At 72.0% G+C, this 25,106-nt stretch carries 29 protein-coding genes; 11 read left to right on the forward strand and 18 right to left on the reverse strand.

Annotation, left to right across the window (positions count from 1 at the left end; all coding sequences use genetic code 11):
* From QFW96_RS26540 to QFW96_RS26575, 8 genes are all read right to left on the reverse strand, one after another.
* Positions 1-747 (reverse strand): HAMP domain-containing protein (locus tag QFW96_RS26540; protein WP_281458462.1); only part of this gene is annotated, 747 nt, incomplete at its 3' end.
* A gap of 16 nt (positions 748-763) precedes the next feature.
* Positions 764-1,420: a response regulator gene (locus tag QFW96_RS26545; RefSeq protein ID WP_281458463.1), complete on the reverse strand. Its 657-nt coding sequence runs from the start codon at positions 1,418-1,420 to the stop codon at positions 764-766.
* 1 nt (position 1,421) lies between these two features.
* Complete coding sequence (locus QFW96_RS26550; RefSeq protein WP_281458464.1) at positions 1,422-1,841, reverse strand: CBS domain-containing protein; 420 nt, start codon at positions 1,839-1,841, stop codon at positions 1,422-1,424.
* 92 nt (positions 1,842-1,933) lie between these two features.
* Positions 1,934-2,170 (reverse strand): hypothetical protein, encoded by a 237-nt coding sequence (locus tag QFW96_RS26555; RefSeq protein WP_281458465.1) that lies wholly within the window; start codon positions 2,168-2,170, stop codon positions 1,934-1,936.
* A gap of 73 nt (positions 2,171-2,243) precedes the next feature.
* Entirely contained in the window at positions 2,244-4,481 is a 2,238-nt protein-coding gene (locus QFW96_RS26560; protein WP_281458466.1) for a heavy metal translocating P-type ATPase, read from the reverse strand.
* Positions 4,482-4,509: 28 nt separating this feature from the next.
* Positions 4,510-4,710, reverse strand: coding sequence for a heavy-metal-associated domain-containing protein (locus tag QFW96_RS26565; protein ID WP_281458467.1), 201 nt, complete (start codon positions 4,708-4,710; stop codon positions 4,510-4,512).
* 208 nt (positions 4,711-4,918) lie between these two features.
* The gene (locus tag QFW96_RS26570) at positions 4,919-5,671 is read right to left on the reverse strand and encodes a lipoate--protein ligase family protein (protein ID WP_281458468.1); all 753 of its coding nucleotides are present in this window, start codon (positions 5,669-5,671) and stop codon (positions 4,919-4,921) included.
* 104 nt (positions 5,672-5,775) lie between these two features.
* Positions 5,776-6,297: a VOC family protein gene (locus QFW96_RS26575; RefSeq protein WP_281458469.1), complete on the reverse strand. Its 522-nt coding sequence runs from the start codon at positions 6,295-6,297 to the stop codon at positions 5,776-5,778.
* Between the two features lie 123 nt (positions 6,298-6,420).
* On the opposite strand from QFW96_RS26575, the gene QFW96_RS26580 reads away from it, so the two are divergent.
* On the forward strand, positions 6,421-7,983 hold the full coding sequence (locus QFW96_RS26580) for a non-homologous end-joining DNA ligase LigD (RefSeq protein WP_281458470.1): 1,563 nt from the start codon (positions 6,421-6,423) through the stop codon (positions 7,981-7,983).
* 24 nt (positions 7,984-8,007) lie between these two features.
* Here the strand turns inward: QFW96_RS26580 and QFW96_RS26585 are convergent, their stop codons facing one another.
* On the reverse strand, positions 8,008-8,442 hold the full coding sequence (locus QFW96_RS26585) for a cold shock domain-containing protein (RefSeq protein ID WP_343231409.1): 435 nt from the start codon (positions 8,440-8,442) through the stop codon (positions 8,008-8,010).
* Positions 8,443-8,680: 238 nt separating this feature from the next.
* Positions 8,681-8,881 (reverse strand): hypothetical protein, encoded by a 201-nt coding sequence (locus QFW96_RS26590; protein ID WP_281458471.1) that lies wholly within the window; start codon positions 8,879-8,881, stop codon positions 8,681-8,683.
* A 202-nt stretch (positions 8,882-9,083) separates the two neighbouring features.
* Between QFW96_RS26590 and QFW96_RS26595 the strand changes: the two genes are divergently transcribed.
* Entirely contained in the window at positions 9,084-9,839 is a 756-nt protein-coding gene (locus QFW96_RS26595) for an enoyl-CoA hydratase/isomerase family protein (RefSeq protein ID WP_281458472.1), read from the forward strand.
* On the opposite strand, the gene QFW96_RS26600 is transcribed toward QFW96_RS26595, so the two are convergent.
* Entirely contained in the window at positions 9,830-10,306 is a 477-nt protein-coding gene (locus tag QFW96_RS26600; RefSeq protein WP_281458473.1) for a MarR family winged helix-turn-helix transcriptional regulator, read from the reverse strand. The two genes, QFW96_RS26595 and QFW96_RS26600, sit on opposite strands and share 10 nt — an antisense overlap.
* A gap of 59 nt (positions 10,307-10,365) precedes the next feature.
* On the opposite strand from QFW96_RS26600, the gene QFW96_RS26605 reads away from it, so the two are divergent.
* The 3 genes from QFW96_RS26605 to QFW96_RS26615 all read left to right on the forward strand — a co-directional run bounded on the left by QFW96_RS26605 (position 10,366) and on the right by QFW96_RS26615 (position 12,224).
* The gene (locus QFW96_RS26605) at positions 10,366-10,773 is read left to right on the forward strand and encodes a DUF5313 family protein (protein WP_281458474.1); all 408 of its coding nucleotides are present in this window, start codon (positions 10,366-10,368) and stop codon (positions 10,771-10,773) included.
* Positions 10,774-10,828: 55 nt separating this feature from the next.
* A complete protein-coding gene (locus QFW96_RS26610; RefSeq protein ID WP_281458475.1) occupies positions 10,829-11,422 on the forward strand; it encodes a helix-turn-helix domain-containing protein in 594 nt (197 codons plus the stop codon).
* Positions 11,423-11,489: 67 nt separating this feature from the next.
* Positions 11,490-12,224, forward strand: coding sequence for an SDR family NAD(P)-dependent oxidoreductase (locus QFW96_RS26615; RefSeq protein WP_281458476.1), 735 nt, complete (start codon positions 11,490-11,492; stop codon positions 12,222-12,224).
* Between the two features lie 36 nt (positions 12,225-12,260).
* On the opposite strand, the gene QFW96_RS26620 is transcribed toward QFW96_RS26615, so the two are convergent.
* The 4 genes from QFW96_RS26620 to QFW96_RS26635 all read right to left on the reverse strand — a co-directional run bounded on the left by QFW96_RS26620 (position 12,261) and on the right by QFW96_RS26635 (position 15,966).
* A complete protein-coding gene (locus QFW96_RS26620; protein ID WP_281458477.1) occupies positions 12,261-13,214 on the reverse strand; it encodes a pyridoxal-phosphate dependent enzyme in 954 nt (317 codons plus the stop codon).
* A gap of 120 nt (positions 13,215-13,334) precedes the next feature.
* Positions 13,335-13,730 carry a Zn-ribbon domain-containing OB-fold protein gene (locus QFW96_RS26625; RefSeq protein WP_281458478.1) on the reverse strand — a complete coding sequence of 132 codons (396 nt, stop codon included), beginning with the start codon at positions 13,728-13,730 and terminating at the stop codon, positions 13,335-13,337.
* Between the two features lie 11 nt (positions 13,731-13,741).
* A complete protein-coding gene (locus tag QFW96_RS26630) occupies positions 13,742-14,920 on the reverse strand; it encodes a thiolase family protein (RefSeq protein WP_281458479.1) in 1,179 nt (392 codons plus the stop codon).
* Positions 14,921-15,015: 95 nt separating this feature from the next.
* On the reverse strand, positions 15,016-15,966 hold the full coding sequence (locus QFW96_RS26635; protein WP_281458480.1) for a phosphotriesterase family protein: 951 nt from the start codon (positions 15,964-15,966) through the stop codon (positions 15,016-15,018).
* 88 nt (positions 15,967-16,054) lie between these two features.
* On the opposite strand from QFW96_RS26635, the gene QFW96_RS26640 reads away from it, so the two are divergent.
* From QFW96_RS26640 to QFW96_RS26650, 3 genes are all read left to right on the forward strand, one after another.
* On the forward strand, positions 16,055-16,759 hold the full coding sequence (locus QFW96_RS26640) for a gamma-glutamylcyclotransferase (protein WP_281458481.1): 705 nt from the start codon (positions 16,055-16,057) through the stop codon (positions 16,757-16,759).
* Positions 16,760-16,783: 24 nt separating this feature from the next.
* Complete coding sequence (locus QFW96_RS26645) at positions 16,784-17,743, forward strand: adenosine deaminase (protein WP_281458482.1); 960 nt, start codon at positions 16,784-16,786, stop codon at positions 17,741-17,743.
* Positions 17,744-17,824: 81 nt separating this feature from the next.
* Entirely contained in the window at positions 17,825-18,370 is a 546-nt protein-coding gene (locus QFW96_RS26650; protein ID WP_281458483.1) for a type 1 glutamine amidotransferase domain-containing protein, read from the forward strand.
* A gap of 1 nt (position 18,371) precedes the next feature.
* Here QFW96_RS26650 and QFW96_RS26655 read toward each other — a convergent pair whose 3' ends face one another.
* On the reverse strand, positions 18,372-18,989 hold the full coding sequence (locus tag QFW96_RS26655; RefSeq protein ID WP_281458484.1) for a class I SAM-dependent methyltransferase: 618 nt from the start codon (positions 18,987-18,989) through the stop codon (positions 18,372-18,374).
* Positions 18,990-19,056: 67 nt separating this feature from the next.
* Positions 19,057-20,046: a DivIVA domain-containing protein gene (locus tag QFW96_RS26660; protein WP_281458485.1), complete on the reverse strand. Its 990-nt coding sequence runs from the start codon at positions 20,044-20,046 to the stop codon at positions 19,057-19,059.
* Between the two features lie 278 nt (positions 20,047-20,324).
* Here QFW96_RS26660 and QFW96_RS26665 point away from each other — a divergent pair, with 278 nt between their 5' ends.
* Positions 20,325-21,524, forward strand: coding sequence for a phosphodiester glycosidase family protein (locus QFW96_RS26665; protein WP_281458486.1), 1,200 nt, complete (start codon positions 20,325-20,327; stop codon positions 21,522-21,524).
* Positions 21,525-21,589: 65 nt separating this feature from the next.
* Here the strand turns inward: QFW96_RS26665 and hisD are convergent, their stop codons facing one another.
* Positions 21,590-22,909: a histidinol dehydrogenase gene (gene hisD, locus QFW96_RS26670; protein WP_281458487.1), complete on the reverse strand. Its 1,320-nt coding sequence runs from the start codon at positions 22,907-22,909 to the stop codon at positions 21,590-21,592.
* A gap of 107 nt (positions 22,910-23,016) precedes the next feature.
* On the opposite strand from hisD, the gene QFW96_RS26675 reads away from it, so the two are divergent.
* Both QFW96_RS26675 and QFW96_RS26680 read left to right on the forward strand, forming a co-directional pair.
* Positions 23,017-24,018 carry a LacI family DNA-binding transcriptional regulator gene (locus tag QFW96_RS26675; protein ID WP_281458488.1) on the forward strand — a complete coding sequence of 334 codons (1,002 nt, stop codon included), beginning with the start codon at positions 23,017-23,019 and terminating at the stop codon, positions 24,016-24,018.
* A 58-nt stretch (positions 24,019-24,076) separates the two neighbouring features.
* Complete coding sequence (locus QFW96_RS26680) at positions 24,077-25,057, forward strand: Acg family FMN-binding oxidoreductase (protein ID WP_281458489.1); 981 nt, start codon at positions 24,077-24,079, stop codon at positions 25,055-25,057.
* The last annotated feature ends 49 nt before the right edge of the window (positions 25,058-25,106 follow it).

Here is a 25,106-nt window from a genome sequence, read left to right on the forward strand (position 1 = left end):
CCGCGTCACCTCGGCGGCGAACGCCGAGAGCTGATCCACCATCGTGTTGATCGTGGTCTTGAGCTCCAGGATCTCGCCGCGCGCGTTGACGTCGATCTTCTTCGACAGGTCGCCCTTGGCGACCGAGGTGGTCACCTGCGCGATGCTGCGGACCTGGTTGGTGAGGTTGTCGGCCATGATGTTGACGTTGTCGGTGAGGTCCTTCCAGATCCCCGCCACGCCGTACACCCGCGCCTGGCCGCCGAGCTTGCCCTCGGTGCCGACCTCCCGCGCCACCCGCGTCACCTCGGCGGCGAACGCCGAGAGCTGATCCACCATCGTGTTGATCGTGTTCTTCAGCTGCAGGATCTCGCCCTGGGCGTCCACGTCGATCTTCTGCGTCAGGTCCCCGGCGGCCACGGCGGTGGCGACCTGGGCGATGTCGCGGACCTGGCTGGTGAGGTTGTCGGCCATGAAGTTCACCGAGTCGGCCGACAGCGCCCAACCGCCCTCGACCGGGCCGTCCAGGGAGACCGGGGCGACCGGCAGCTGCCCGCGCGCCACCGACTCCCCCACCCGCTGCAGCTCACCGGCCAGCCGCTGGTTGCGCTCGGCGACCTCGTTGTAGATCGCGGCGGCCTCGGCGGCGGCGCCGCCGCCGGTGACGACCAGGCGGCGGCGGAAGTTGCCGTCGCGCAGTTCCCGCAGCGCGGGCAGCAACCGGTCCAATGCCTGCTCGGCGTCGGACCGCTCCGGCTGTGGTGGCATCAGGGTCCCTTCGCGCTCAGCGCTTGTTGCGGGAATCGCGGTCGAGCCGGAGCTCGGTGGCCAGCACCGCCGCCTCGCTGCGGTGCCGCATCGCGAGCTTCGCCAACATCTGCGAGACGTAGTTCTTGATGGTCTTCTCGGCCAGCACCATCCGGTCGGCGATCTCGCGGTTGGTCATGCCCTCACCGATGAGCTCGAGCACCTGGCGCTCGCGGGCGGTGAGCTCCCGCAGCGGATCGGCCTTCTCCTGCTCCTTGCGCAGCCAGGACAGCATCGCCTCGGTGCGCTGCGGGCTCAGCAGCGATTCGCCCGCGCCGACCTTGCGCAGCGCGCTCACGAGCTCGTCGCTGACCACGCCCTTGAGCACGAAACCGCTGGCCCCGGCCATGATCGCGTCCATCAGCGCTTCGTGGTCGTCGAACGAGGTCAGCATCAAGCAGCGCAGCTCAGGCAGCTGCGAGCGCAGTTCCCGGCACAGCTCGACGCCGTTGCCGTCGGGCAACCGCACGTCGAGCACCGTCACGTCGGGGCGGATCTTCGGGACCCAGGCCAGTGCCTCGGCCACGCTGCCCGCCTCGCCGACCAGCTCCAGGTCGGCCTCGGCGCCGACGAGCGCGGCGATGCCGCGCCTGATCACGTCGTGGTCGTCGACCACGAACACCCGTGTGCTCATCTCACTTCCCGGCGCAGATGGTCTCCACGAAGTGCGCGAGCTGGTTGCCGTCGAGGTGCTGGGCCAGGTCCGCCTCGCTGATCATGCCCACGAGGCGGTGATCCGAGATCACCGGCATCCGCCGGATCCTGTGCTCCTCCATCGAGGCGAGCACCTCGCCGACGTCAGATCGCGCGTCGATCCAGTGTGGCGTGCCCTGAGCCATCTCGCTCGCTCTGACCTGCGCGGGATCGCGGCCCTCGGCGCAGCAGCGCAGCACGATGTCGCGGTCGGTGATGATGCCGTGCAGCCGGTCGTCGTCCCCGCAGATCGGCAGCGACCCGACGTCGAGGTCCCGCATCATCCGCGCGGCGGTGAGCAGCGTGTCGTTCTCACCGATGCATTCAGCACCGGAGTGCATGATGTCGCGTGCGGTCGTCATGATTCGGCCCTCCTCGGGAGTGGGTCCTTCCGCACTACCCGGGGCCGGTCGGCGCGAAACCCCGGCGAGGGGCCGCTGAAGCGGTGTCCGCGTCAGTACTCGCGCATGAGGCGGTCGAAGGCGCTGTTGGCCGCCGACCACTCGTGGGTGAGGACTTCGGTGGGGATCTCGGCGCGCGGTTCGGCGTCGACGGTGACCGCGAAACCTCGGTCGGAGACCCGGCGGCGCATCTGCACGAGGTGCCCGCCGGTGGACCGGCCGACCCGCTCGCCCTGGTCGTTGGACTCGGTCTGCCCCGGTTGCAGGGTCGCAGTGCTCAACTCAGCCATGCCTCCATTGGACCGCAGCCGGTCAACCCGGGCCAGTGCGAGCGCCCGCCCGGAACCGGACGGGCGCTCGCCACTACTGCGCGGTGCTGCGGAAGCGGCGGAGGCGGAGGCTGTTGCCGACGACGAACAGCGAGCTGAACGCCATCGCCGCACCGGCGATCATCGGGTTGAGCAGCCCGGCCGCGGCCAGCGGCAGGGCGGCGACGTTGTAGGCCAGCGCCCAGAACATGTTGCCGCGGATCGTGGTCAGCGTGCGCCGGGCCAGCCGGATCGCGTCGACCGCGGCGAGCAGGTCGCCGCGGACCAGGGTGAGGTCGCCGGCCTCGATGGCGATGTCGGTGCCGGTGCCCATCGACAGGCCGAGGTCGGCCTGGGCCAGGGCCGCGGCGTCGTTGACGCCGTCGCCGACCATCGCCACCGACTTGCCCTCGCCCTGCAACCGCTTGACGACCTCGACCTTGTCGGCGGGCATCACCTCGGCGATGACCTCGTCGATGCCGACCTGCGCGGCCACCGCGTCGGCCACGGCCGCGTTGTCGCCGGTGAGCAGCACCGGGGTCAGGCCGAGATCGCGGAGCTGCGAGATCGCCTGCTGCGAGGTCGGTTTCACGGTGTCGGCCACGACCAGCACCGCGCGCACGGCACCGTCCCAGGCCAGCACGACCGCCGTCTTCCCGGCGGCCTCGGCCGCCGCCTTCGCCTCGGCCGGCTCCCCGTCGAGGTGCAGGCCCCACTGGTCCAGCAGCGCGGCGCGACCGGCCAGCACGGCCCGGCCGTCGACGACGCCCTGCACGCCGAGCCCCTCGAGGTTGGCGAAGTCGGCGACCGCGGGCAGCTCGCCGGTCTCCTGCTCGGCGGCGGTGGCGATGGCGCGGGCGATCGGGTGTTCGGAGGCGTGCTCCACGGCCCCGGCGATCCGCAGCGCCTCGGCGCGTTCGACGCCCTCGGCGGTGCGGACGTCGACCAGCTGCATCCGCCCGCTGGTGACGGTGCCGGTCTTGTCCAGCACGACGGTGTCGATGCCGCGGGTGGACTCCAGCACCTGCGGGCCCTTGATGAGCACGCCCAGCTGGGCGCCGCGCCCGGTGCCGACCAGCAGCGCGGTCGGCGTGGCCAGGCCCATCGCGCACGGGCAGGCGATGATGAGCACGGCCACCGCAGCGGTGAAGGCGGCCGTGGTGGGCTGACCGGCGATCAGCCAGCCGAGCAGGGTCAGCAGCGCCAGGCCGATGACGATGGGCACGAACACGGCCGAGACCCGGTCGGCGAGCCGCTGGATCTGCGCCTTGCCCGTCTGGGCCTCCTCCACCATCCGCGCCATCTGCGCGAGCTGGGTGCCGGATCCGACCTGCGTGGCGCGCACGACCAGCCGGCCCCCGGCGTTGACGGTCGCGCCGACCACGGCATCACCCGGGCCGACCTCCACCGGCACGGACTCGCCGGTGAGCATCGAGGCGTCGACGGCCGAGCCGCCTTCCTCCACGACGCCGTCGGTGGCGATCTTCTCGCCGGGACGCACCACGAACCGGTCCCCGACCGCCAGCTGAGCTGTGGGGATGCGGACCTCGGCACCGTCGCGCAGCACCGCCACGTCCTTGGCGCCCAGCTCCAGCAGGGCGCGCAGCGCGGCCCCGGCGCGTCGCTTGGCGCGGGCCTCGAAGTAGCGCCCGGCCAGCACGAACGTGGTGACGGCGGCCGCGACCTCCAGGTAGATGGAGTTCGTGGCGTCGCCGCGCTCGATGGTGAAGGTGAACGGGTGGGTCATGCCGGGCATGCCGGCGTGGCCGAGCAGCAGCGCGTACAGCGACCAGGCGAAGGCCGCCAGCGTGCCCATCGACACCAGGGTGTCCATCGTCGCCGCGCCGTGGCGGAGGTTCACCCACGCCGCGCGGTGCAGCGGCCAGCCGCCCCACACGACCACCGGCGCGGCCAGCACCAGCGAGATCCACTGCCAGTAGGTGAACTGCAGCACCGGCACCATCGCCAGCAGCACGACCGGCACCGACAGCGCCAGCGAACCGAGGAGCCGCTGCCGCAGCGCGTCGGCGGGTTCGGCCCCCTCGGCGTCGGCGGGTTCGGCGGCGGGCAGCGCGGCCCCGTACCCGGCGGCCTCGACGACCTCGACCAGCCGCTGCGGGTCGAGGTCGTCGGGGGCGGCGACCTGCGCCTTCTCCGTCGCGTAGTTGACGCTGGCGGTGACGCCCTCGACCTTGTTGAGCTTGCGCTCGATGCGGTTGGCGCACGACGCGCAGGTCATGCCGGTGATCGCCAGCTCGACGGTGCGGCCCGCGGAGTGCTCGACGGTGGTCATGCCAGGTCCTCTCCCGCGCTCGATCCGATCAGGAGGCCAGCTCGTAGCCGGCCTCTTCGACGGCCGCGCGCACGGCGGCCTCCTCGGCGCTGCCGACGACGGTGACGGCACCGGTGGGCAGGTCGACCCGCACGTCGGTCACGCCGTCGACGGCACCGACCTCCTCGGTCACCGACGCCACGCAGTGCTGGCAGGTCATTCCGGTCACGTGGTAGGTCGTCTCGCTCATCGGGGCCATCCCTCTCGCTCTCGGGTTGTCGTCGGCATCGCGCGCCGACAACCCGAAACTATACCCCCTGGGGGTACCTCTGCAAGCGCGACACACCCTCATCGTAATACCCCCGAGGGGTAATCCCACCAGCAGTGGAGATGTGCACTTCCGGCTCCACCGTGGACTCAGGCCCGACCGACCTGGTCTCCCTCCACGGCGCCGCCGGTCACGCGGTGACGCGGTGATCGGCGACCAGCGCCTTGGCGCGGGTGACCAGCTCCTCGGGCAGCGTCGCCGGGGTCAGGCCGAATCGGCCGTCGTAGGCGGCCAGCACGGTGTCCTCGAAATCGGCCGGGGAGATGCCCGGCGACTCGTCGGCGATCGAACCGACCGAGTCGTCGTCGAAGGGCAGCTCCAGGGCCCGGTAGATCTCGGTGAGCAGCGGGCGCAGCACGTCGGCGTCGTCGAGGATCGCCACCGCGCTGAACAGCCACGCACCGCGCACCATCCGCTGCGCGGTGCCGACGAGCTTCACGCGGCCGCGCGCGTTGACGCTGTGCGCGCCGGGGCAGTACTCCCCCGGGACGGCCCCGACCTGGGCGGCCACCCCGTGCGCGGCCAGCACCTCGGACCACAGCTCGGCGTAGCCGACGAACCGCTCCTCCAGGCCGGCCAGGCGGCCCGGATCGGGGCCGGCGTGGTCGACGACCAGCGAGTTCTCGGTGTAGGCGACGGCGCGCCCGCCGGGTGCGCGCAGCACGGGGGTGAACCCGGCGTCGCGTGCGGCGGCGACGGCGTCGGGGAACCCGGGGAGCAGGCTGTCGCGCCGGCCGAAGGCCACCACCCGCGCCTCCGGCCGGTAGACCCGCAGCACCGGCCCGGTCTCACCGGCGCTGATCCGCCGCAGCATCGCGTGCGCGGTGGCGACCTCCATCGCCTGGTCCTCGCCCACGCCCAAAGCCCCGCGCAACAACTCCACGCGCGCAGTCTACGCAGGGCAAATCCCTTCCCCGGGGACGGGATCTCGCGCGGACCGGGGCCCGGCTCCCGTTGAAATCCGGCCCCGGACCGCAGTGCGCGGCCTCAGTCGTCCAGGAGCGGGGTGCCGTTGAAGACGGCGAGCTCCTCGCGGTAGAACTCCAGGCCGATGCCGTTGGGGTCGCGGATGTAGAGGCTGTCGTCGATCCCGCGATCGGGACCGATGTACTCCACTCCGGCCTCGTCGAGGCGCTCGCGCGCGGCGGCGAAGTTCTCGGCGTCGGTGGCCAGGGCGATGTGCTGCACCGCCCCGATGGTCTCCTCGAACGGCGGGTGGTCGTGGCCTGGGAAGTCGAAGAACCCCAGCAGGTTGCGGTTGCCGACGTCGAAGAAGAAGTGGCTGGAACCGGCGTAGTCCCGGTTCTCCACCAGCTCCACCAGCGGGAAGCCCAGCAACTCCTGGTAGAAGCGGATGGTCTCCTCGACGTCCTTGCAGATCAGCGCGACGTGGTGGAAGCCCCCGACGGTCGGGGCCGGACGCTGCGCGCTCGGCTTCAGGTAGCGGTCGCGGAGCTCGTTGCGACGAGCCCGGACGGCCTCCAGCTCGGCTCCTTGCGGCTGCGGCATGTTCCGACTCCTTTCGTTTTCAACCAATTCTAGGCCACTCGGACGGCACGATGATCAGTCGGACCGAGACCTTCCGCTGAGCACAACGATGTGACCTGCGCCCGGGCGTGGCACGCTGAACCGATGGATGAGGGTCGGTTGGCGACCTACCGGCGCATGCGCGACTTCGAGCGCACCGCCGAACCGCGCGGCGGCGAGACCACCGGCACCGGTGACCGGTTCGTCGTGCAGCGCCACCGCGCCCGCCGCAAGCACTACGACCTGCGCCTGGAGCACGACGGCGCGCTGCTGAGCTGGGCGGTGCCCAAGGGCCCGACGCTGGACCCGGCGGTGCGGCGGATGGCAGTGCGGGTTGAGGACCACCCGCTGGAGTACGCCGACTTCGAGGGCACCATCCCGGCCGGCGAGTACGGCGGCGGCGACGTGATCGTGTGGGATCGCGGCACCTGGACGCCGGGCGAGGACGACCCGGCCGCAGCGCTGGAGGCGGGCACGCTGCACTTCGAGCTGCACGGCGAGAAGCTGCGCGGGCACTTCGTGCTAGTGCGGCGCGGCGAGACGCAGTGGCTGCTGCTGCACAAGCGCGACGAGCACGCCGAACCGGGCTGGGACCCCGAGGAGCACCTGGTCTCGGTGAAGAGCGGCCGCACCAACGAGCAGGTCGCGGCCGCCCCGGAAGCGATGTGGCGGAGCGACCTCCCGGCCGATCAGGCCGAGATCCGCCTCCGCCCGTCGTGGCAGCCGCCGACCGACGACGAGCTCGCCGAGCTCGCGGCGCTGGGGTCGAAGGGGACCTGGACGCTGCAGGGCGAGCGGATCGCGCTGACCAACCTCGACAAGGTGCTCTTCCCCGGCCGGGACGGGGAGGAGCCGATCACCAAGCGCGAGCTGATCGCCTACCACGCGCGGATCGCGCCGGTGATGCTGCCGTACCTGGCCGACCGGGCGCTCAACAGCCACCGCTTCCCGCGCGGCGTGGACTCACCGGGCTTCTGGCACAAGGAGGTGCCGAGCCACGCGCCGGACTGGCTGCGGACCTGGGCCTACCCCGGCGCCGATCCCGGCGACGTGCAGCGCTACATCGTGCCCGACAGCCCCGCCGCCCTGGCCTGGCTGGCCAACTACGCCGCGCTGGAGCTGCACCCGTGGACCTCGCCGATCGACGACGTGGAGCACCCGAGCTGGGCGCTGTTCGACATCGACCCCGGCGAGCGCACGAGCTTCGACGACGTGCTCACGCTGGCCCGGTTGCACCGCGCGGCGATGGAGCACCTGGGGGTGCTGGCCAAGCCGAAGGTCACCGGACAGCGCGGGATCCAGATCTGGGTGCCGGTCGAACCCCGCTACAGCTACTCCGAGACCCGCGAGTGGGTGGAGAAGGTCTCGCGCGCCGTCGGCAACACCGTGCCGGAACTGGTCAGCTGGGCGTGGAGCAAGTCGGAGCGGCACGGGCTGGCCCGGCTCGACTACACCCAGAACGTCCTCAGCAAGACCCTCGTCGCGCCCTACAGCGCCCGCCCGCGACCGGGCGCGCCGGTGTCGGTCCCGCTGGAGTGGGACGAGCTCGACGACCCGGATCTGACGCCGGACCGCTGGACGCTGCGCACCGTCGGCGAACGCGTCGCCGAACGCGGCGACCCGTTCGCCGAACTGCTCGACCACCGCCAGCCGCTACCACCGGTCTGACCGAAACCGCCTGCGGCGCAGCTACTACGCGTCGACCCAGCCGTGCCTCACGGCGACCTGGGTGAGCTTCTGGCGGACCTGGAGGATCTGCTCGGCGGTCATCGTCGGCGCGGCGGCCAGCAGCGCCTCGGTGATCGTCTCGTGGAACTCCTTGGCCGACAGCACGTCGAAGAGCTCCTCTCCCGGCGGCGGCTCGTCGGGCCCGCGCTCGGCCGCGGCGGCTGGCGCTTCCCGGACGATGCTCACGTGCGAGGCCTTCGGGCCGCGGTCGCTGTCCTCCAGGTCGAACTCGACGACCACGCCGGGCGCGATCAGGCGCTTGTCGAAGGTCAGGTCGTTGACGTGGATGAAGACGTCCTCGCCGCCCACGTCCGGGGCCACGAACCCGTAGCCGCGCACCTCGTCGAACCTGATGACCTTGCCGGTGACCATCTGCCGCACCCCGCCTTCACCCCGCACCGCAGCGCGAGCACTCTACCTCCGGTCACGAGCAGGCGACCAACGGTGTCCACCCGAGGCCACGCATGCGGTGGAGCCGCACCCCGGCAACTGGCACCGGCGCGGGTTCTGAGCGCCTTCGTGGCGAGCACGCCGGGACGCCGCGTATCGAATGCTCAAGGAGCGGCGCGCGGAGTCCGCGAAGGCGCTCAGGTTCCCGCCATCCGCACCGCTGAGCAACGCAAGCCTCGAACGGTCCCTAGCGGCGCGGCATCGGGATGTCGGTGTTGGGTTTGCTGCGCTCCTTGGGGCCGTGCTCGATGAAGTCAGCGGCGAACTTGATCCCCGCCTGGTAGGCCTCCACCCGGGCTCGGCCGATCTCGGCCTCGATCGTCTCCGGGTACAGCTCCTCCGCCAGCGAGCGGATCTCCGCGAGCCGGCTGCGGGTCTCCTCATCCATCCTGGTTGCCACCCTTCCGCATGAACACCACTCAAATCCTCAAGGGTGTTCGCGTTTCTCGCACGACCGGGCAAGGCTAGACCCGAAACCCGATCAGGTGAGGCGCGCGGTGATCGTTAGCCCGGACACCACTGCGGGTCACCGCTCCCGATCTGCGGTTACGATCCGCCGGGCAGCAGGTGCGACGGGGCGTGGAGGCGGCATGAGCGAGGGTCGGCTGGGGCTGGAAGTCGATCAGAACGTGGCCCGGATCACGATCGACAACCCGGGCAAGCGCAACGCGATGAACGCGGCCATGTGGCGGAGGCTGCCGGAACTGCTCGCCGAGATCACCGCCGACCCGGCGGTGCGCGTCGTGGTGCTCACCGGGGCCGGGGACGCCTTCTGCGCCGGAGCCGACATCTCCGAGCTGCACGAGATCGAGGGCCCCGGGGGCAGTGCGACCGAGCCCGCCGAGCGGGCCCTGCTGGACTGCCCGCTGCCGACGATCGCGCTGATCAACGGCCTGTGCATCGGCGGCGGCTGCCAGCTGGCGGCGGCCTGCGACCTGCGGATCGCCGCCGAACCGGCGATGTTCGGCATCACCCCGGCCAAGCTCGGCGTGGTCTACCCGTCGTCGAGCATCGAGCGGCTGACCGAGCTGGTCGGCCCCGCGGCGGCCAAGCTGCTGCTGTTCTCGGCGGACTTCTTCGACTCCGGGCGCGCGCTGGGGATTCGGCTGGTCGACGAGGTCGCGGCCGATCCGGCGGCGCGGGTCGCCGAGCTGGCCGCGACCATCGCGGGCCGGTCGCAGCTGAGCGTGCGCGCGGCCAAGGAGCTGGTCGACCTAGCCGCGCGCGGCGAGTCGCTGACCGAGCGGGCCGCGCACTGGCAGGACGTCGCCACCGAGACCGGGGAGACGGCCGAGGGCGTCACCGCGTTCCTCGAACGCCGGCCCGCGGTCTTCCCCTACGCCTGACCGCTGCCGCGCGCGTCGAGGGCGCGTCGGCTGGCCGCGATGATGGTGGTCAGCGAGCCGTGCAGCTCCTCCAGCGCGGAGAGCTCCACGCCCAGCGCCTCGACGATCTGGTACGGGATCTTCTCCGCCTCCGCGCGCAGCCGGGCGCCCTCGTCGGTGAGCGCGACCTCCAACCGGCGCTCGTCGCTGCGGCTGCGGGTGCGCACCACGTAGCCCACCGACTCCAGCCGCTTGAGCAGCGGAGACAGGGTAGCGGCGTCGGCGTGCAGCGCCTCGCAGAGATCGGTGACCGAGCGCGGGGAGCTCTCCCACAGCGCCAGCATCACCAGGTACTGCGGGTGCGTGAGGTTCATCGGCGCGAGCAGCGGCCGGTAGAGCGAGATGACGTTGCGGGAGGCGACCGACAGCGCGAAGCACACCTGGCGGTCGAGAGCGAGCGGGTCCTCGCCCAGGTCGGGAGTCTGCACGGCGTCATCTTACCCACGTACTGGAACACGCTAACAGTTAGTGTGCTAAGTGTTGGGGTGTGAGCCAACAGCCTGACCCGCGCCCGAAACGCCCGGACCCGCTGCGGTGGATCTGGTACGCCTTCGGCGGACGCCTGCCCTCCCGGTACCGCGAGTGGGTGCTGCACGACGTCACCTGCCGGACCTGGGTGCTGCGGCACGTCTCCCGCAGCCTCGTCCAGATCTCCCCCGGACTGCTGTTCCTGCTGCTCCCGGGCCCGCTGTGGATCCGGGCGATGGCCGTGCTCGGCGGGGTCATCCTGGCCCTGTGGTACTCGCTGTCGTACATGGAGCACACCTGCGAGTACCGGCTGCACAAGCACGGCTACCCCATCGGCACCGGGCGGGCCACCCGCGAGGCCGCCCACGCCGAGGCGCGGGCGCAGCGGGCCTCCCGCTACGACGAGATCTACCGCAACCAGGACTGATCGCTCCGGGTGAGACCGGTGGCAATCCAGCTTGCCGCAGTGGCAAGCTGGACGGGTGGACGGGGAATTCGGGAACGCGCTGGAAGCCGTCGGACCGCGGTTGCGGGCGCTGCGCAAGCAGCGGGAGACCACGCTGTCCGATCTGTCGGAGGCCACCGGCATCTCGGTGAGCACGCTCTCGCGGCTCGAATCCGGTTCCCGCAAACCCACCCTGGAACTGCTGCTGCCGCTGGCCAAGGCGCACGGCGTCACGCTCGACGAGCTCGTCGACGCCCCGCCGACCGGCGATCCCCGGGTTCACCTGCGCCCGATCTCGCGCGGTGGCATGACGATGCTGCCGCTGACCCGGCGCGCGGGCGGCATCCAGGCCTACAAGCTGATCATCCCGGCGACGGTGCGGCGCGGCGAACCCGATCCGCAGACCCACGAGGGCTACGAGTGGCTCTACGTCCTCAACGGACGGTTGCGGATGATCCTCGGCGAGCACGACCTGGTGCTCTCACCCGGCGAGGCCGCCGAGTTCGACACCCGCGTCCCGCACTGGTTCGGCCCGGCCGACGACCAGACCGTGGAATTCCTGAGCCTGTTCGGCAAGCAGGGCGAACGGGCGCACCTCCGCGCCAAGCCCAAGGACGCCCCCGAGCGGTGATCACGACCCGCGCCGCCCCGGCGCGTTAGGTTAAGGCCGACGCGCGAGGTACGAGGAGGTTTCTTCGATGAGCAAGCCAGTAGCGGTGGTCACCGGGGCGAGCAGCGGGATCGGTGCCGCGAGCGCCAAGGCGCTGGCCGGAGCCGGTTTCGAGGTCGTGCTCGGTGCGCGCCGCCTGGACCGGTTGGAGGAGGTGGCCGAGGCCTGCGGCGGCCGGGCGCTGGAGCTCGACGTCACCGACCAGACCTCGGTGGACGCGTTCACCGACGCGATCGACCGCTGCCACCTGCTGGTCAACAACGCCGGCGGGGCCGTCGGCGCGGAGACCATCCTGGAGGCCAAGGACGAGGACTGGCAGTGGATGTACGAGACCAACGTGATGGGCACCCTGCGGGTGACCCGCGCGCTGCTGCCGAAGCTGCTGGAGTCCGGTGACGGCCAGGTCATCAACATCGGCTCTGTCGCGGGCCGCGAGCCCTACGCCACCGGCGGCGGCTACAACGCCGCCAAGCACGCGGTCGCGGCGCTGTCCCGGGTGCTGCGGCTGGAGATGTTCGGCCAGCCGATCCGGGTGTGCGAGATCGACCCGGGCCTGGTGCAGACCGACTTCAGCCTCGTCCGGTTCCGCGGCGACCAGGACAAGGCCGACGCGGTCTACGAGGGGACGAACCCGCTGACCGCGGAGGACGTCGCCGAGACCGTGTCGTGGGTGGCGACGCGGCCGCCGCACGTCAACGTCGACCAGATCCTGCTGCTGGCGCGCGACCAGACCTCGGCGCGCGTGATCAACCGCTCCGAGTGACCGCCTTCGGGGGTTGGGTCTTCCCGGCCGGGTTCCTCAGCCCCCGAAGCGCTGGGCCCAGGCCATGACGTCGTGCGGGGTGGCGTTGCCGCCGCACACGACCAGGCCGAGCTCGACGTCGTCGTGCTCGGCGATGATCCGCCGGGCGGCCGGGAGCAGGCAGCCCGCCGCCGGCTCGGCCCACAGCTTCGCGTGCCCGGCCAGGTCCAGGACGCCGCGCACGGCTTCGGCGTCGGACACCACCAGCACGTCGTCGACGAGCTCGCGCGCGGTGTCGTAGGTCAGCTGGGACACGGCGGGCGCGCTCAGCGTCGACACGATCGACGACAGCTCGACCGGCACCGGGCCGCCCGCCGCCAGCGCCCGCGACATCGCTTCGGCGCCTTCGGTCTCCACGCCCCAGATCCGCACGCCCGGCCGCTTCGCGCGCAGCGCGGTGGCCACGCCCGAGATCAGGCCGCCGCCACCGATGCTCACCAGCACGTCGGTGAACTCCCCCGCGTCCTCGGCGAATTCGAGCCCGACGGTGCCCTGCGCGGCGATGACCACCGGGTCGTCGAAGGGGTGGACCAGCGTGGAGCCCTCGGCCCGCAGCTGTTCGGTGAGCGCGAAGGCACCCGCCATGTCCGGGCACAGCCGCACGGTCGCCCCGGCGGACTCGGCCACCTCCACGGCCCGCCGCGGCGCCGATTCCGGCATCACCACGGTCGCCTTGACGTCCAGCGCCCCGGCCATCACGGCCAGCGCGATGCCGTGGTTGCCGCCGCTGACGGCCACCACCCCGGCCGCCCGCTCCGCCTCGGTCAGCGACAGCAGCTTGGCCACCGCCCCGCGCGCCTTGAACGACCCGGTCCGCTGCAGCAGCTCCAGCTTCGCCGTCACCGGCACCCCGAGCAGCTCCGACAACCCCGGACTGCTCACCGTCGGAGTCCGCACCACGTACCCCGCCACGGCCTCCGCAGCGGCCTCGACGTCCCCGATACCGATCACCACACGCCTCCCGAGAGCTCCGTTCCAGGAGCACGGTAGTCACTCGCGCAGCGCCACGCGCGAGCGCCGTCCGGTGACGAAATTGGTCCACTGTGGATGAACGCGGCCGCCGGACGAGGGCTACTCCTCCGGCACGAAGTACGGGACGACCTCGTGGTCGGGGTCCGGGCCGGAGGGTTCGAAGGCGACACGGACGCGAAGGCCGGTGAGGTCGGAGTCCGGGTCGACCTCGGCGAGGCGGGTCCACCACCACGGTCCTTCGTCGAGTTCGACGACGCCGACGACGAGGCGGAACGCGCCGCCGTCGGGGAGCTTGTGGTGCACCACCGTCCAGGACACCACCCGGCCCGTCCCGGCCGCGGGGACCTGCTCGACGTCGTCGTCCGGGGAGATCGGGGTGTGCGGGCTGAGGTGCTCGCCGGTGTCGCGGCGGCGCGGCAGGAGCAGTTCACCGCGGCGGGTTCCGTCGAAGAACGCCGCGCTGGCGCGGTCTCTGGTGACCGGGACGAGAGCCATCGGGGCCTCCTTCAGGCGGACAGCACGAGCGTGCTGTGGTGGGAGAAGATGCCTCCGTTGCCCGAGACCAGCAGCAGCTCGTGGTTCGGGACCTGGCGTCGGCCGGCTTGGCCGCGCGCCTGGATGATCGCCTCCGACAGCGGCGTGAAGCCCCACATGTAGTACGAGGACAGCTGGCCACCGCCGGTGTTGACCGGCAGCGATCCGCCGGGGCCGAGCACGCCCGGGGTGCTGACGAGCTCGCCGCCCTCGCCCTTGGCGCAGAAGCCGTAGTCCTCCAGCGTCAGCAGAACGGTGAACGTGTAGCAGTCGTAGAGCTCGGCGATGTCGATGTCGGCCAGGTTCACCCCGGCCATCCGCAGCGCCGCCGGTCCGGCCTGGGCCGCACCGCTGACCAGCCCCAGGTCGTCGTCGCGGCGCAGCGAACCACCCGGATGGGCCTGCGCCCAGCCCAGCACCGACACCGGGGGTTGGGCCAGCGACGCCGCGCGGTCGCCGCGGGTGACGATCACCGCCACCCCGCCGTTGGAGACCATGCAGCAGTCCAACAGGTGGAACGGCTCGGCGACCATGCGCGATTCCTGGTGATCGGCGATGTCGATCGGGTCCCGGAACCGGGCGAGCGGGTTCAGCGCCGCCCAGGCGCGCTGCGCGACGGCGATCTCGCCGAGCTGCTTGCTCGTCGTGCCGTAGGCCTGCATGTGGCGGCGGGCGGCCAACGCGTAGAACGAGTTCGGGCCGCTGAAACCGCTGGTGGCGATCAGCCCGCCCCAGCCGCTCGGCGAGTAGCGCTCGCTCCCGTAAGCCGCACCCGAGGAGGTGCCCTCGCGCAGCGGCGCGTCGGCGAACACGCAGGCCACGGTGTCGGCCATGCCCGCCTCGACGGCCATCGCCGCGTGCTGGACCATCGCCCCTGCCGTGGAGCCGAAGGACTGCATCTGGCTGAGCAGCCGCAGGTCCTCCAGCCCCAGGTCGTCCTGCAGGCTCAGGTCCACTCCCCCGCCCAGGCCCGCCGACACCAGCAGGCCGTCGACGTCGCCGAGACCCAGCCCGGCGTCGTCCACGGCGCGCCGGACCGCCTCGGCGGCGAACTGCTGCGCGGTGCGGCCGTAGACCTTGCCCATCTCGGTCATGCCGAGCCCGGCGATCGCGGCCCTGCGGTGCGCGGGCAGGTCACTGCGACTGCTCATCTGACACCCTTCCGGACGATCTCGGTCCGAAAGTAGGTGAGCGCACCCGCTTTGTAAACGGCCGCACCGGATCTACTCCGGCGCGGCCGCGGTGATCAGCTGAAGTACCGGCGCGGGTTGTCGACCAGCATCGTCGTCAGCTGGTCCTCCGTGACACCGGCCTCGCGCAGCGCGGGCAGCACCACGTCGTGGATGTGGGTGAAGTTCCAGTTCGGCATCGCCTCCTCGACCAGGCCCTCCGGGAACCAGTCGATGTGGCAGGAGGCGTCGTGGGCCAGCACCATCCGGTCGGCCAGGCCCTGGCCCGCGAGCTCGGCGATGGTGGCCACCCGGTCGTCGGTGGGCAGCAGGACGTCGAGGCCGAAGCGGTCCATGCCGATGAAGGAGCCGTTGTCGATGAGCTCGCGCAGGTAGTCGGTGTCGGTGGTGTCGCCGCTGTGGCCGACGACGACCCGGCCGAGGTCGACCCCGTTGCGCCGCAGCACCTCCTGGGCGATCAGACCGGTGCGGTGCCCGGGGCTGGTGTGCACGGTGATCGGGACGCCGGTGCGGTTGTGGGCCTCGGCGACGGCGTTGAGCACGCGCTCCACGTCCGGGGTGAGCTCCTCCTCGATGGCGCACTTGAGGAACGCGGCCTTGATGCCGGTTCCGGCGATGCCCTCGGTGATGTCCTTCACGAACATCCGCACCATCAGGTCGTCGCCGCCGAGCAGCGTTCCGGGCCCGTGCATCCGGAAGAAGAACGGCACCGAGTCGTAGGTGTAGAGGCCGGTGGCGGCGATGATGTTGAGGTCGACCTCGGCGTTGATGCGCGCGACGCGCTCGACGTCGCGGCCGAGCCCGATCACGGTCGGGTCCACGATCGTGTCCACGCCGCGCCCGGCGAGCTCCCGCAGCCTGCGGATCGCGTCGGCGACCCGCGCCTCCTCGTCCCAGAACTCCGGGTAGTTGCGGCGGATCTCCTCGTTGAGCACGAAGACGTGCTCGTGCATCAGCACGGTGCCCAGCTGGTCAACCGGCACCTGCCCGCGAACGGTCTCGACCATGTTCGTCCTCCTCGACGATCTCGCTGGCGGGCACCCTAAACGCTCGTGCGCCTTGCGCGAACCGCCGCGAGCCGGGCATGTTGGTCCGGTGAACGCGTTGGGAACGGCCACTTTCCGCGATGCCGACTTCCCGGCCGATCCGTATCCGGGTGCCCGTCCCGACCACTCGTTCCTGCAGGTCGACGGGCAGGGCTGGCGGCTCTCCCCCGACGCCTCGCAGCCCTCCGGCTGGCGGGTCGGGCCCGGTTGTCTGGACGACGTGCTCGACGAGCCGCTGGCGGCGCGGTGGCCGGTGCTGGCCTACGGCTCCAACGCCTGCCCGAGCAAGATCACGTGGCTGCGCGAGGAGCTGGGGCTGGACGGCCCGGTCGTGGTGCTCCGCGCGCGCTGCACCGGCCTGTCGGCGGTGTGGGCCTCCGGGGTGCGCGCCCGCGACGGGCAGCGCCCGGCGGTGCTGGTCGGCGCACCGGGGGTCGTCGAGCACCACGCGGTGTGGCTGGCCACCGCCGAGCAGCGCCGGGTCCTCGACGTCTGCGAGGGCCGGGGCGAGCGCTACCGCCTGGTGCGGTTGCGCGGACCCGAGCGCGTCGAGCTGGAGACCGGCCCGGTCTCCGACGTGCTGGCCTACGGCGCGCTGGGCGCGATCCGCCGCCCGCTGCTGGTCGACGGCCGGTACGTGCCCTGCGCGGACCTCGGGCAGGAGCGGGCGCGCGAGCTGACCGGCAGCCCGGCCGCCTCCGACGGCCTGACCTGCGTGGAGGTCACCGGCGAACCCGGCCCGCCGCACCGGTAGGTTGGGACCGGGGAGGAATCACACATGTTGCCGACTGCGGAACTGCACATTCACATCGAGGGAACGCTCGAACCGGAGATGCTGGTCGAGCTGGCCGCGCGCAACGGCGTCGCGCTGCCCACCAGCGATCTCGACGAGCTTCGGGCGAAGTACGACTTCAACGATCTGCAGTCGTTCCTGGACCTCTACTACGCGAACCTGCCGGTGCTGCGCACCGACCAGGACTTCTACGACCTGACCAGCGCCTACCTCGCGCGCGCCGAGAAGGCCGGGGTGCGGCGGGCGGAGATCTTCTTCGACCCGCAGGTGCACCTGAACAACGACGTGCCGCTGGGCGCGGTGTTCGAGGGCATCGGCGGCGCGCTGCGCGACTCGCCGATCTCCACCGACCTCATCCTGTGCTTCCTGCGGGACCTGGGGCCGGAGGCGGCGGCCGAGACGCTGCGGATGGCGATGCCCTACCGGGAGCGCTTCATCGGCGTCGGGCTGGACTCGGCGGAGGTCGGCCACCCGCCGGCGCCGTTCGCCGAGGTCTACCGGCGGGCGGCGGCCGAGGGCCTGCACCGGGTCGCCCACGCCGGCGAGGAGGGCGGGCCGGACTACGTGCGCGACGCCCTGGACGTGCTCGGCGTCGAGCGCATCGACCACGGCATCCGCGCGATGGAGGACCCGGAGCTGGTGGCGCGGCTGCGCGACGAGCAGATCCCGCTGACCGTGTGCCCGCTGTCGAACGTGGCGCTGCGGACGGTCGACAAGCTCTCCGACCACGTGCTGCCCGCGATGCTCGACGAGGGCCTGCTGGTGTGCGTCAACAGCGACGATCCCGCGTACTTCGGCGGCTACGTCGACGACAACTTCGCGGCGCTGCGCCGCGAGCTGGGCATCACCGAGGAGCAGGTGGCCACGCTGGCGCGCAACTCATTCGACGCCTGCTTCGTCGACGACGAGCGGAAGTCGGCGTGGAAGGCCGAGATCGGCGGCTGACACCGTCCCCAGTGGACTGGTTTGACGCGCCTCCGCCACGGGTACCTGAGCCGTCGGGTACCCGTGAAGGAGGTTTCGACGATGGTTGACGAACTCACCGGCAAGAAGGTCGTCGTCCTGGCCACCGACGGCGTGGAGCAGGTCGAGCTGACCGGGCCCCGCCAGGCGCTCGCACAGGCGGGCGCCCAGGTCGATCTCGTGTCGCTGCGCTCCGGCGAGATCCAGGCGATGAACGGCGACATCGACAAGGCCGACCGGTTCCCGGTGGACCGGGAGGTCTCGCAGGTGTCGGTGCGCGACTACGACGCGCTGGTCCTGCCCGGCGGCACCATCAATCCCGACCAGCTGCGCCGCGACGGGACGGCGGTGTCGTTCGTGCGGGACTTCGTCGCCTCGGGCAAACCCGTGGGCGCGATCTGCCACGGGCCGTGGACGCTGGTGGAGGCCGGTGTGGTGCGGGGACGGCAGCTCACGTCGTTCCCCAGCATCCGCACCGACATCCGCAACGCGGGCGGGGAGGTCACCGACCAGGAGGTCGTCGTCGACGACAACCTGGTGACCAGCCGCAACCCGGGCGACCTGCCCGCCTTCCACGAGGCGGTGATCAAGGCGATCGCGTCCAGCTGAGTCAGCCGCGCCTGCGGGCCGCGAGGCGTTCGATGAGGCCGAGCTTGAAGCGCTCGGATTCGACCACCTCGAAGCCCGCGGCGGCCAGGTGCCGGGACGGGCGGCGGCGGAAGTGCTCGCCACCCATCGGCACCGTGACCAGCTCGGCCGCCCGCTGCAGCAGCCGGACCGGCCACGCCGTGCTGACCACGTGGTCGGCCAGCAGCAGCAACCCGCCGGGCCGCAGCACCCGGTGCATCTCGGTGATCGCCTGCTCGTGGTCGGGGATCGCGCACAGCGAGAACGTGCAGACCACGGTGTCGAACGCGCCGTCGGGGAACTGCAGCGCGCGGGCGTCGCCCTCGCGCAGTTCGGCGCCGGTGCCGAGCTCGTCGTTGCGGCGCCGCGCGAGGTCCAGCATCCCGGGACTCCACTCGACGCCGGTCAGGTGCGTGCCCGCCGGGTAGAGCTGCAGGTTGAGGCCGGTGCCGATCGCGACCTCCAGCACGTCACCACCGGCTCGCGAGCAGATCCACCGCCTGCTGTCGCCGGCCAGGTAGCGGTCGAAGCGGGCCATGACGCCGTCGTAGGAGGGCGCCGACCGGTCCCAGTACCGCCGCAGCTTCTCCGAGCGCTCCACGGCGCGGAACGCTACCGCACCACCGCAGTCCGCACAGGCCGTTTCCGCGCCCGTTTCCGCGCCCGCTTCAGCGGCGCGGGGGCCGACGCCGTCCGGGGATCATCCGCTGCCGGGGCGGGCGGGTGCCGTCCCCGGCGTGGGTGGGGAACGCCCCGGTCTGCGCGGCCACCGGGGGCAGGTTCGTCCCGGTCCCGGCCGCGGGCGGCGGGTTGGTGCCGGTGCCGACGGGACGCATGTTGGTCCCGGTGGCGGTGACCGGCCGCATCTGGGTGCCCGTGGCGGTCACCGGCGGGAGGTTCGTGCCGGTGGTCACCGCGCGCATGTTGGTGCGGGTGATGTTGCGGATGCTGGAGGACACCATCACCAGGAACGCCAGCACCCCGGCCTCGTCGTAGCCGGGCATGCCGGGTGCGGGCAGGTTGAACCGGGCGTTGAGCACGTCGTTGGGCGTGAGGTCGTCCATGCCGCGCAGGGTGGCCTGGACCCGGTCCATGAACGCGTCGACCTCGGCCTTGTCCAGCGCCGAGCTCTGCGAGGTCGCCGGCTGCAGGCCGCGGAAGCGCTCCGGGCGTCCCGGCTCCTCCGGCGCCCGCTCGACGATCGGGGCGGGTTCGATCTGCGCCGCGGCGTTGTGCGCCGGTTCGATCCGGGCCGGACCGCTGGGTTCCCTCACGTGGCGCTGGGGCAGCGGCGTGCTCCCGGTCTCCTCGGGCTTCGGGCGGATCTCGTCGGGCTTGCGCGCGGCTCGCTCGCCCCGGACACCGTCGTCCGCCGAGCGCGACTTGCCGCGCTCCTCGGCGCGCACCTCCAGCTTCATCAGGGTCAGCGCGACCTTGTCCAGGAACTCGTCGACCTGGTTCTTCTTGTAGGCGCGCCCGCCGCGCTTGCGCGGGCTGAAGTGCATCGTCAGCACGTCGCGCGCGGTCACCAGTCGTTTACCGCGCAGCGTGGCCTCGACCCGACCCAGGAAGTGATCGACCTCGGCCTCGTCGTACCCGCGCTCCTTGCGCCAAGCCCGGCCGAAGACGACATTCCGCACGTCATCAGGGGTCAGCATGTAGTCCGGCCTCCACAGGGCGTCCGCATGATTCCTCTCGGACGCATACCCGGCTCACATTCGCGCCGGGCCCCCGACCGCCCGCGTTTGCGCGCTCCAGCTTGCCCAAACCCGGACGCCATATCAAGGCCCGAGCCAGCCCATTCACATTGCGCCAACGGCGGTAACCGCTCGTGCCCTTCGGGCTCGCTGCACGTCGAGTTCTTTCCAAGCACACCACGCGTTCACGACCGGCTGCTTGAGTGAGCGCGATCACCGGAGTGCGGGGAGGTTCTCGGATGGTGGCCGGTCGTGGTGCCCGCCTGCTCGCGGTCGTGCTGACCTGCGGGGCGCTCGCCTCGCCGATACCGGCGGCCGCGCAGGACGGCGAGGTCGTGATCGGACCGGGGGTGAGCTACCGGCCGTTACAGCTGTCCACCGCCCACGGCCCCGTGCTCGGCCACGTGGTGACGGTCGATCTGAGCGATCCCAACGCGAAACTCGGCCTGCTGCACCCGGGTTCGGTGGCGGCGAAGGGCGAGATCGCCGACCAGACCAACGCGGCGGGCGCGGTGGCGGGGGTGAACGGCGACTTCTTCAACATCAGCGAGGAGCACCCGGGCGTGGTGCCGACGAGCTCGTCGGTGGGCCCGGAGATCGCCGGTGGCGAGGCGCTCAAGGGCGCGGTTCCCGACGGGCAGCGGTTCGGCCCTGCCCTGCCGGAGGGAACGTCCGATGAGGACGTCTTCGCGGTGGGGATCGACGGCAGGGCAAGGCTTTCCCGGCTCTCGGTGACCGGTTCGGCGATCTGGCCGGGCGGGGCGGTGGACGTCGAGGGGCTCAACCAGTACGCGCTGCCGGTCGACGGCGTCGGCGCCTACACCGACGACTGGGGCGAGGTCTCCCGCGCCCGCTCGGTCTGCGGCACCGACACCGACCGCTCCGCGCCGTGCAGCACCGCCACCGAGGAGGTGGTGATCACCGACGGCGTCGTGCGCTCCGAGACCGATCTGCCGGGCGCGGGCCCGATCCCGGACGACACGGTCGTCCTGGTCGGCCGGGAGGCGGGCGACGCGGCGCTGGAAGCCCTCGACCCCGGCGACCCCGTCAGGGTCAGCACCGCCCTGCTGCCCGCCGACGGGATGCCGCTGTCGTTCGCGGTCGGGGCCACGCCGATCATGCGCGACGGCACGCCGATACCCGGCCTGGACACCGCCGAGCTCGCCCCGCGCACCGCCGCGGGCATCGGGGACGACGGCCGCCTCGTGCACCTGGTCGTCGTCGACGGCCGCTCCCCCGTCAGCACCGGGCTCAACCTCGCCGAAACCGCGGGCCTGCTGGCCGATCTCGGGGCCACCGACGCGGTCAACCTCGACGGAGGGGGCTCGACCACGATGGCCGTCAGAACCCCCGGCACCCCGCTGGCCACGGTCCGCAACGCCCCCTCGGACGGCGAACAACGCCCCGTCGCCAACGGAATCGGCGTCTTCACCCGCTGACGGCCCACGATTTCAATGGAAATCAGGAACCCGATTTCCATTGAAATCGTGGACACCCGCTGCGGTCAGGAGCGTGCGGCCGCGTTGGGCGCCCAGGGGAGGTCTGCTGTGCCGTACTTGGCGGCGCGGACGTCGCCGGAGCGGGCGTGGCCCTCGAAGAGCTCGACGCGGGCGGCGCGGCCGCAGACCTCGCCGAGCCGGGCGCTGGCGGCCGTGTCCGTGACCTCCTGGTAGGTCACGGTCTTGAGGTACTTGCCGACCCACAGGCCGCCGGTGTAGCGGGCAGCGCCCCGGGTGGGCAGCACGTGGTTGGTGCCGATCACCTTGTCGCCGTAGGACACGCAGGTCCCCTCGCCCAGGAACAGCGCGCCGTAGTTGCGCATCTTCTCCAGGGCCTCGCGGGGCTGCCGGGTGAGGATCTGCACGTGCTCGCTCGCGTAGGCGTCGGCGAGCCGGTAGGCCTCGTCGAGGTCGGGCACCACGTGCACCTCGCCGTGGTCGCGCCAGGCCGGCTCGGCGTTGTCGCGCGTGGGCATGTCCGGCAGCAGGGCGTCGACGTGCTCGATCACGCTGCGGCCCAGCGCTTCCGAGGTCGTGATGAGCACCGCGGGCGAGTCGGGACCGTGCTCGGCCTGGCTGAGCAGGTCGACGGCCACCACGAACGGGTCGGCGGTCTCGTCGGCGACGATGAGGACCTCGGTCGGCCCGGCGAACAGGTCGATGCCGATCTCGCCGTAGAGCTGCCGCTTGGCCTCGGCGACGAAGGCGTTGCCGGGTCCGGCGAGCATGTCGACCGGCTCGATCGTCTCGGTGCCCAGCGCCATGCTCACCACCGCCTGCACACCGCCGAGCAGGTAGATCTCATCGGCACCTGCCAGGTGCATGGCCGCGACGGTGGCGTCGGGGACCTCGCCGCGGATCGGGGGCGTGCAGGCGATGACGCGCGGCACCCCGGCGGCCTTGGCGGTCAGGATCGTCATGTGCGCCGAGGCCAGCAGCGGGTAGCGCCCGCCCGGCACGTAGGCGCCCGCCGCGGCGACCGGGATGTGCTTCTGCCCCAGGTGCACGCCCGGCAGCGTCTCGACCTCGATCTCGCGCATCGACTCCAGCTGCTTCTCGGCGAAGCCGCGGACCTGCTGCTGGACGAACTCGATGTCGGCGATGACCTGGTCGGGCACCCGGGCCATGATCTCGTCGATCTGAGCTCGCGACAGCCGGAACGCCTCCGGCTCCCACTTGTCGAAGCGGGCCGAGCACTCGCGGACCGCCTCGTCCCCGCGCTCGCGGATGTCGGCGATGATCGCGGCGACCTTCTCCTGCACGTCGGGCAGCGAGGTCGTGGTGGCCGCCGAGCTCTCCGCGGCCCGCTTCAGCGCGAACGTCATGTGTCCCTCCCAGGATGTTTACGTACACACGCACCCTAGGCGGCGCGGGTGTTTACGTAAACCCCGTAGGATGGCCTTCCTCGGTGCAGACGCGAAGGAGGTGCCCGGTGGTCACCAGCCGGGACGTGGCACGGTTGGCCGGCGTGTCCCAGATGACCGTGTCCCGAGTCCTGCAGGACAACGGCAAGGTCGCCCCGCAGACCCGGGAGCGCGTGCTGGCCGCGATGCGCGAGGCCGGTTACCGGCCGCACGCCGCCGCGCGCACCATGCGCACCCGGCGCACGGCGACCGTCGGGGTGGTCGTCGCCGACATCACCAACCCCTTCTACCCGCAGCTGCTGGAAGCCGTCGCCGAAGCCCTCGACGCCGCGGGGCAGCGCATGGTGCTGTGGAACGGCGCGGACGGGTCCGGCGCGCTGGAGTCGCTGGACGAGGGCACCGCCGACGGCCTGATCTTCACCACCGTCACCGAGCCGACGCCCCAGCTCACCGACGCGGTGGACCGCTCCGACCCGATCGTGCTGCTGCACCGCGGCCTCGACGAGCTCGACTGCGATCAGGTCACCACCGACAACCTCGGCGGCGGCCGCGCGGTCGCCGACTACCTGGTGGCCACCGGCCACACCCGCATCGGGTTCCTGGCCGGGCCGGAGCTGCCCAGCACCGCCCGGCACCGCGAGCAGGGGTTCCGCGAGCGCCTCGCCGAGCTCGGCCACCCGCTGGCCGCCGAGCTCAGCGTCCCGAGCGGGTTCGCCCACGACCTCGCGCGCACCGCGATGCGCGACCTGCTGGAGCTGCCCGACCCGCCCACGGCGGTGTTCTGCGCCAACGACCTCACCGCGCTGGGCGCCGTCGACGGTGCGGTCTCGCTGGCCCGCCGCGTCCCGGAGGACGTGTGGGTGGTCGGCTACGACGACATCGCGATGGCGGCGTGGGACTCCTACGACGTCACCACCGTGCGCCAGCCCATCGCCGAGATGGCGCGCGCCGCGGTCCGGCTGCTGCTGGAGCGCATCGACGACCGCGATCTGCCTGCCCGCGAAGAGCGCTTCCCCAGCGAGCTCGTGGTGCGCGGCTCGACCGCGCGCACCGCACACCCGGCGGGCTAGCCGGGGCTCTGCCAGACTCGGATGGCGTTGTGCGGCCGGACACGTCGAGGGGCTGGCCATGACTTTTCCGACGGCGTTGGGCTTGCCGCCCGAGCGCACCGAGCACGTGATCCGCTGCGCCGGGCTCGCCCCGTCGCTGCACAACCGGCAGCCGTGGCTGTTCCGGCTCGGCGAACACGTCATCGAGGTGCACGCCGATCCGCAGCGGCGGTTGCCCGCCACCGATCCCGACGACCGCGAGCTGCGCCTGTCGTGCGGGGCGGCGTTGCTGAACCTGCGGCTGGCGCTGGAGCACGAGGGCCTGCGGCCGGTGGTCGACCCGCCCTCGTCGATGAGCGCGCCGACGGTGCTCGCGGAGGTACGCGACGGGGGCCGGGCCGAGCAGGCCCCGGCCGAGCGCGAGCTCCACGACGCGATCCCGCGTCGCCGCACCAACCGCCGCCCGTTCCAGGAGATCCCCGTGTCGACCACCGACCGGCACGCGCTGATCAACGCCGCGCAGCGGGAGCAGGGATGGCTGCACGTGCTGGCCCGCACCGAGCTCGACGCCTTCGCCGAGCTGGCGCAGCGGGCGCACCGGGTCCAGCTCGACGACGAGCGCTTCCGCGCGGAGCTGGAGCGCTGGACCGGGCGTTCGCGACAGGTGAGCGAAGGGGTTCCGACGGCCTCCGCCGGTCCTCGCCCGGAGCCCCAGGACCTGTGGGTGGTGCGGGACTTCTCGGGCGGTTCGGCTCCGGAACGAGTGGCGGGCAAGGACTTCGAGCGCGATCCGCTGCTGGCGGTGCTGTGCTCGCACCACGACAGCCGCGCCGACGACGTCCGGGCCGGTCAGGCGATGCAGCGGGTGCTGCTCACGGCCTGCGCGCACGGCCTGTCGGCCTCGCTGCTGTCGCAGGTCGTCGAGGTGCAGGACACGCGCGACGAGCTGCGCCGGATGCTGGGCGGTTCGCTGCACCCGCAGGCCGTGCTGCGCTTCGGCTACGGCTCCCCCGTGCCGGAGACACCGCGCCGCGATCCGGCGGATCTGCTGTTCGACTGAAAACGGCGCTGCACCCGACCTTTCGCCGGATGCAGCGCCGAATTTCCCT

The sequence above is a fragment of the Saccharopolyspora ipomoeae genome, from assembly GCF_029952525.1.
GTDB classification, from domain to species: domain Bacteria; phylum Actinomycetota; class Actinomycetes; order Mycobacteriales; family Pseudonocardiaceae; genus Saccharopolyspora; species Saccharopolyspora ipomoeae.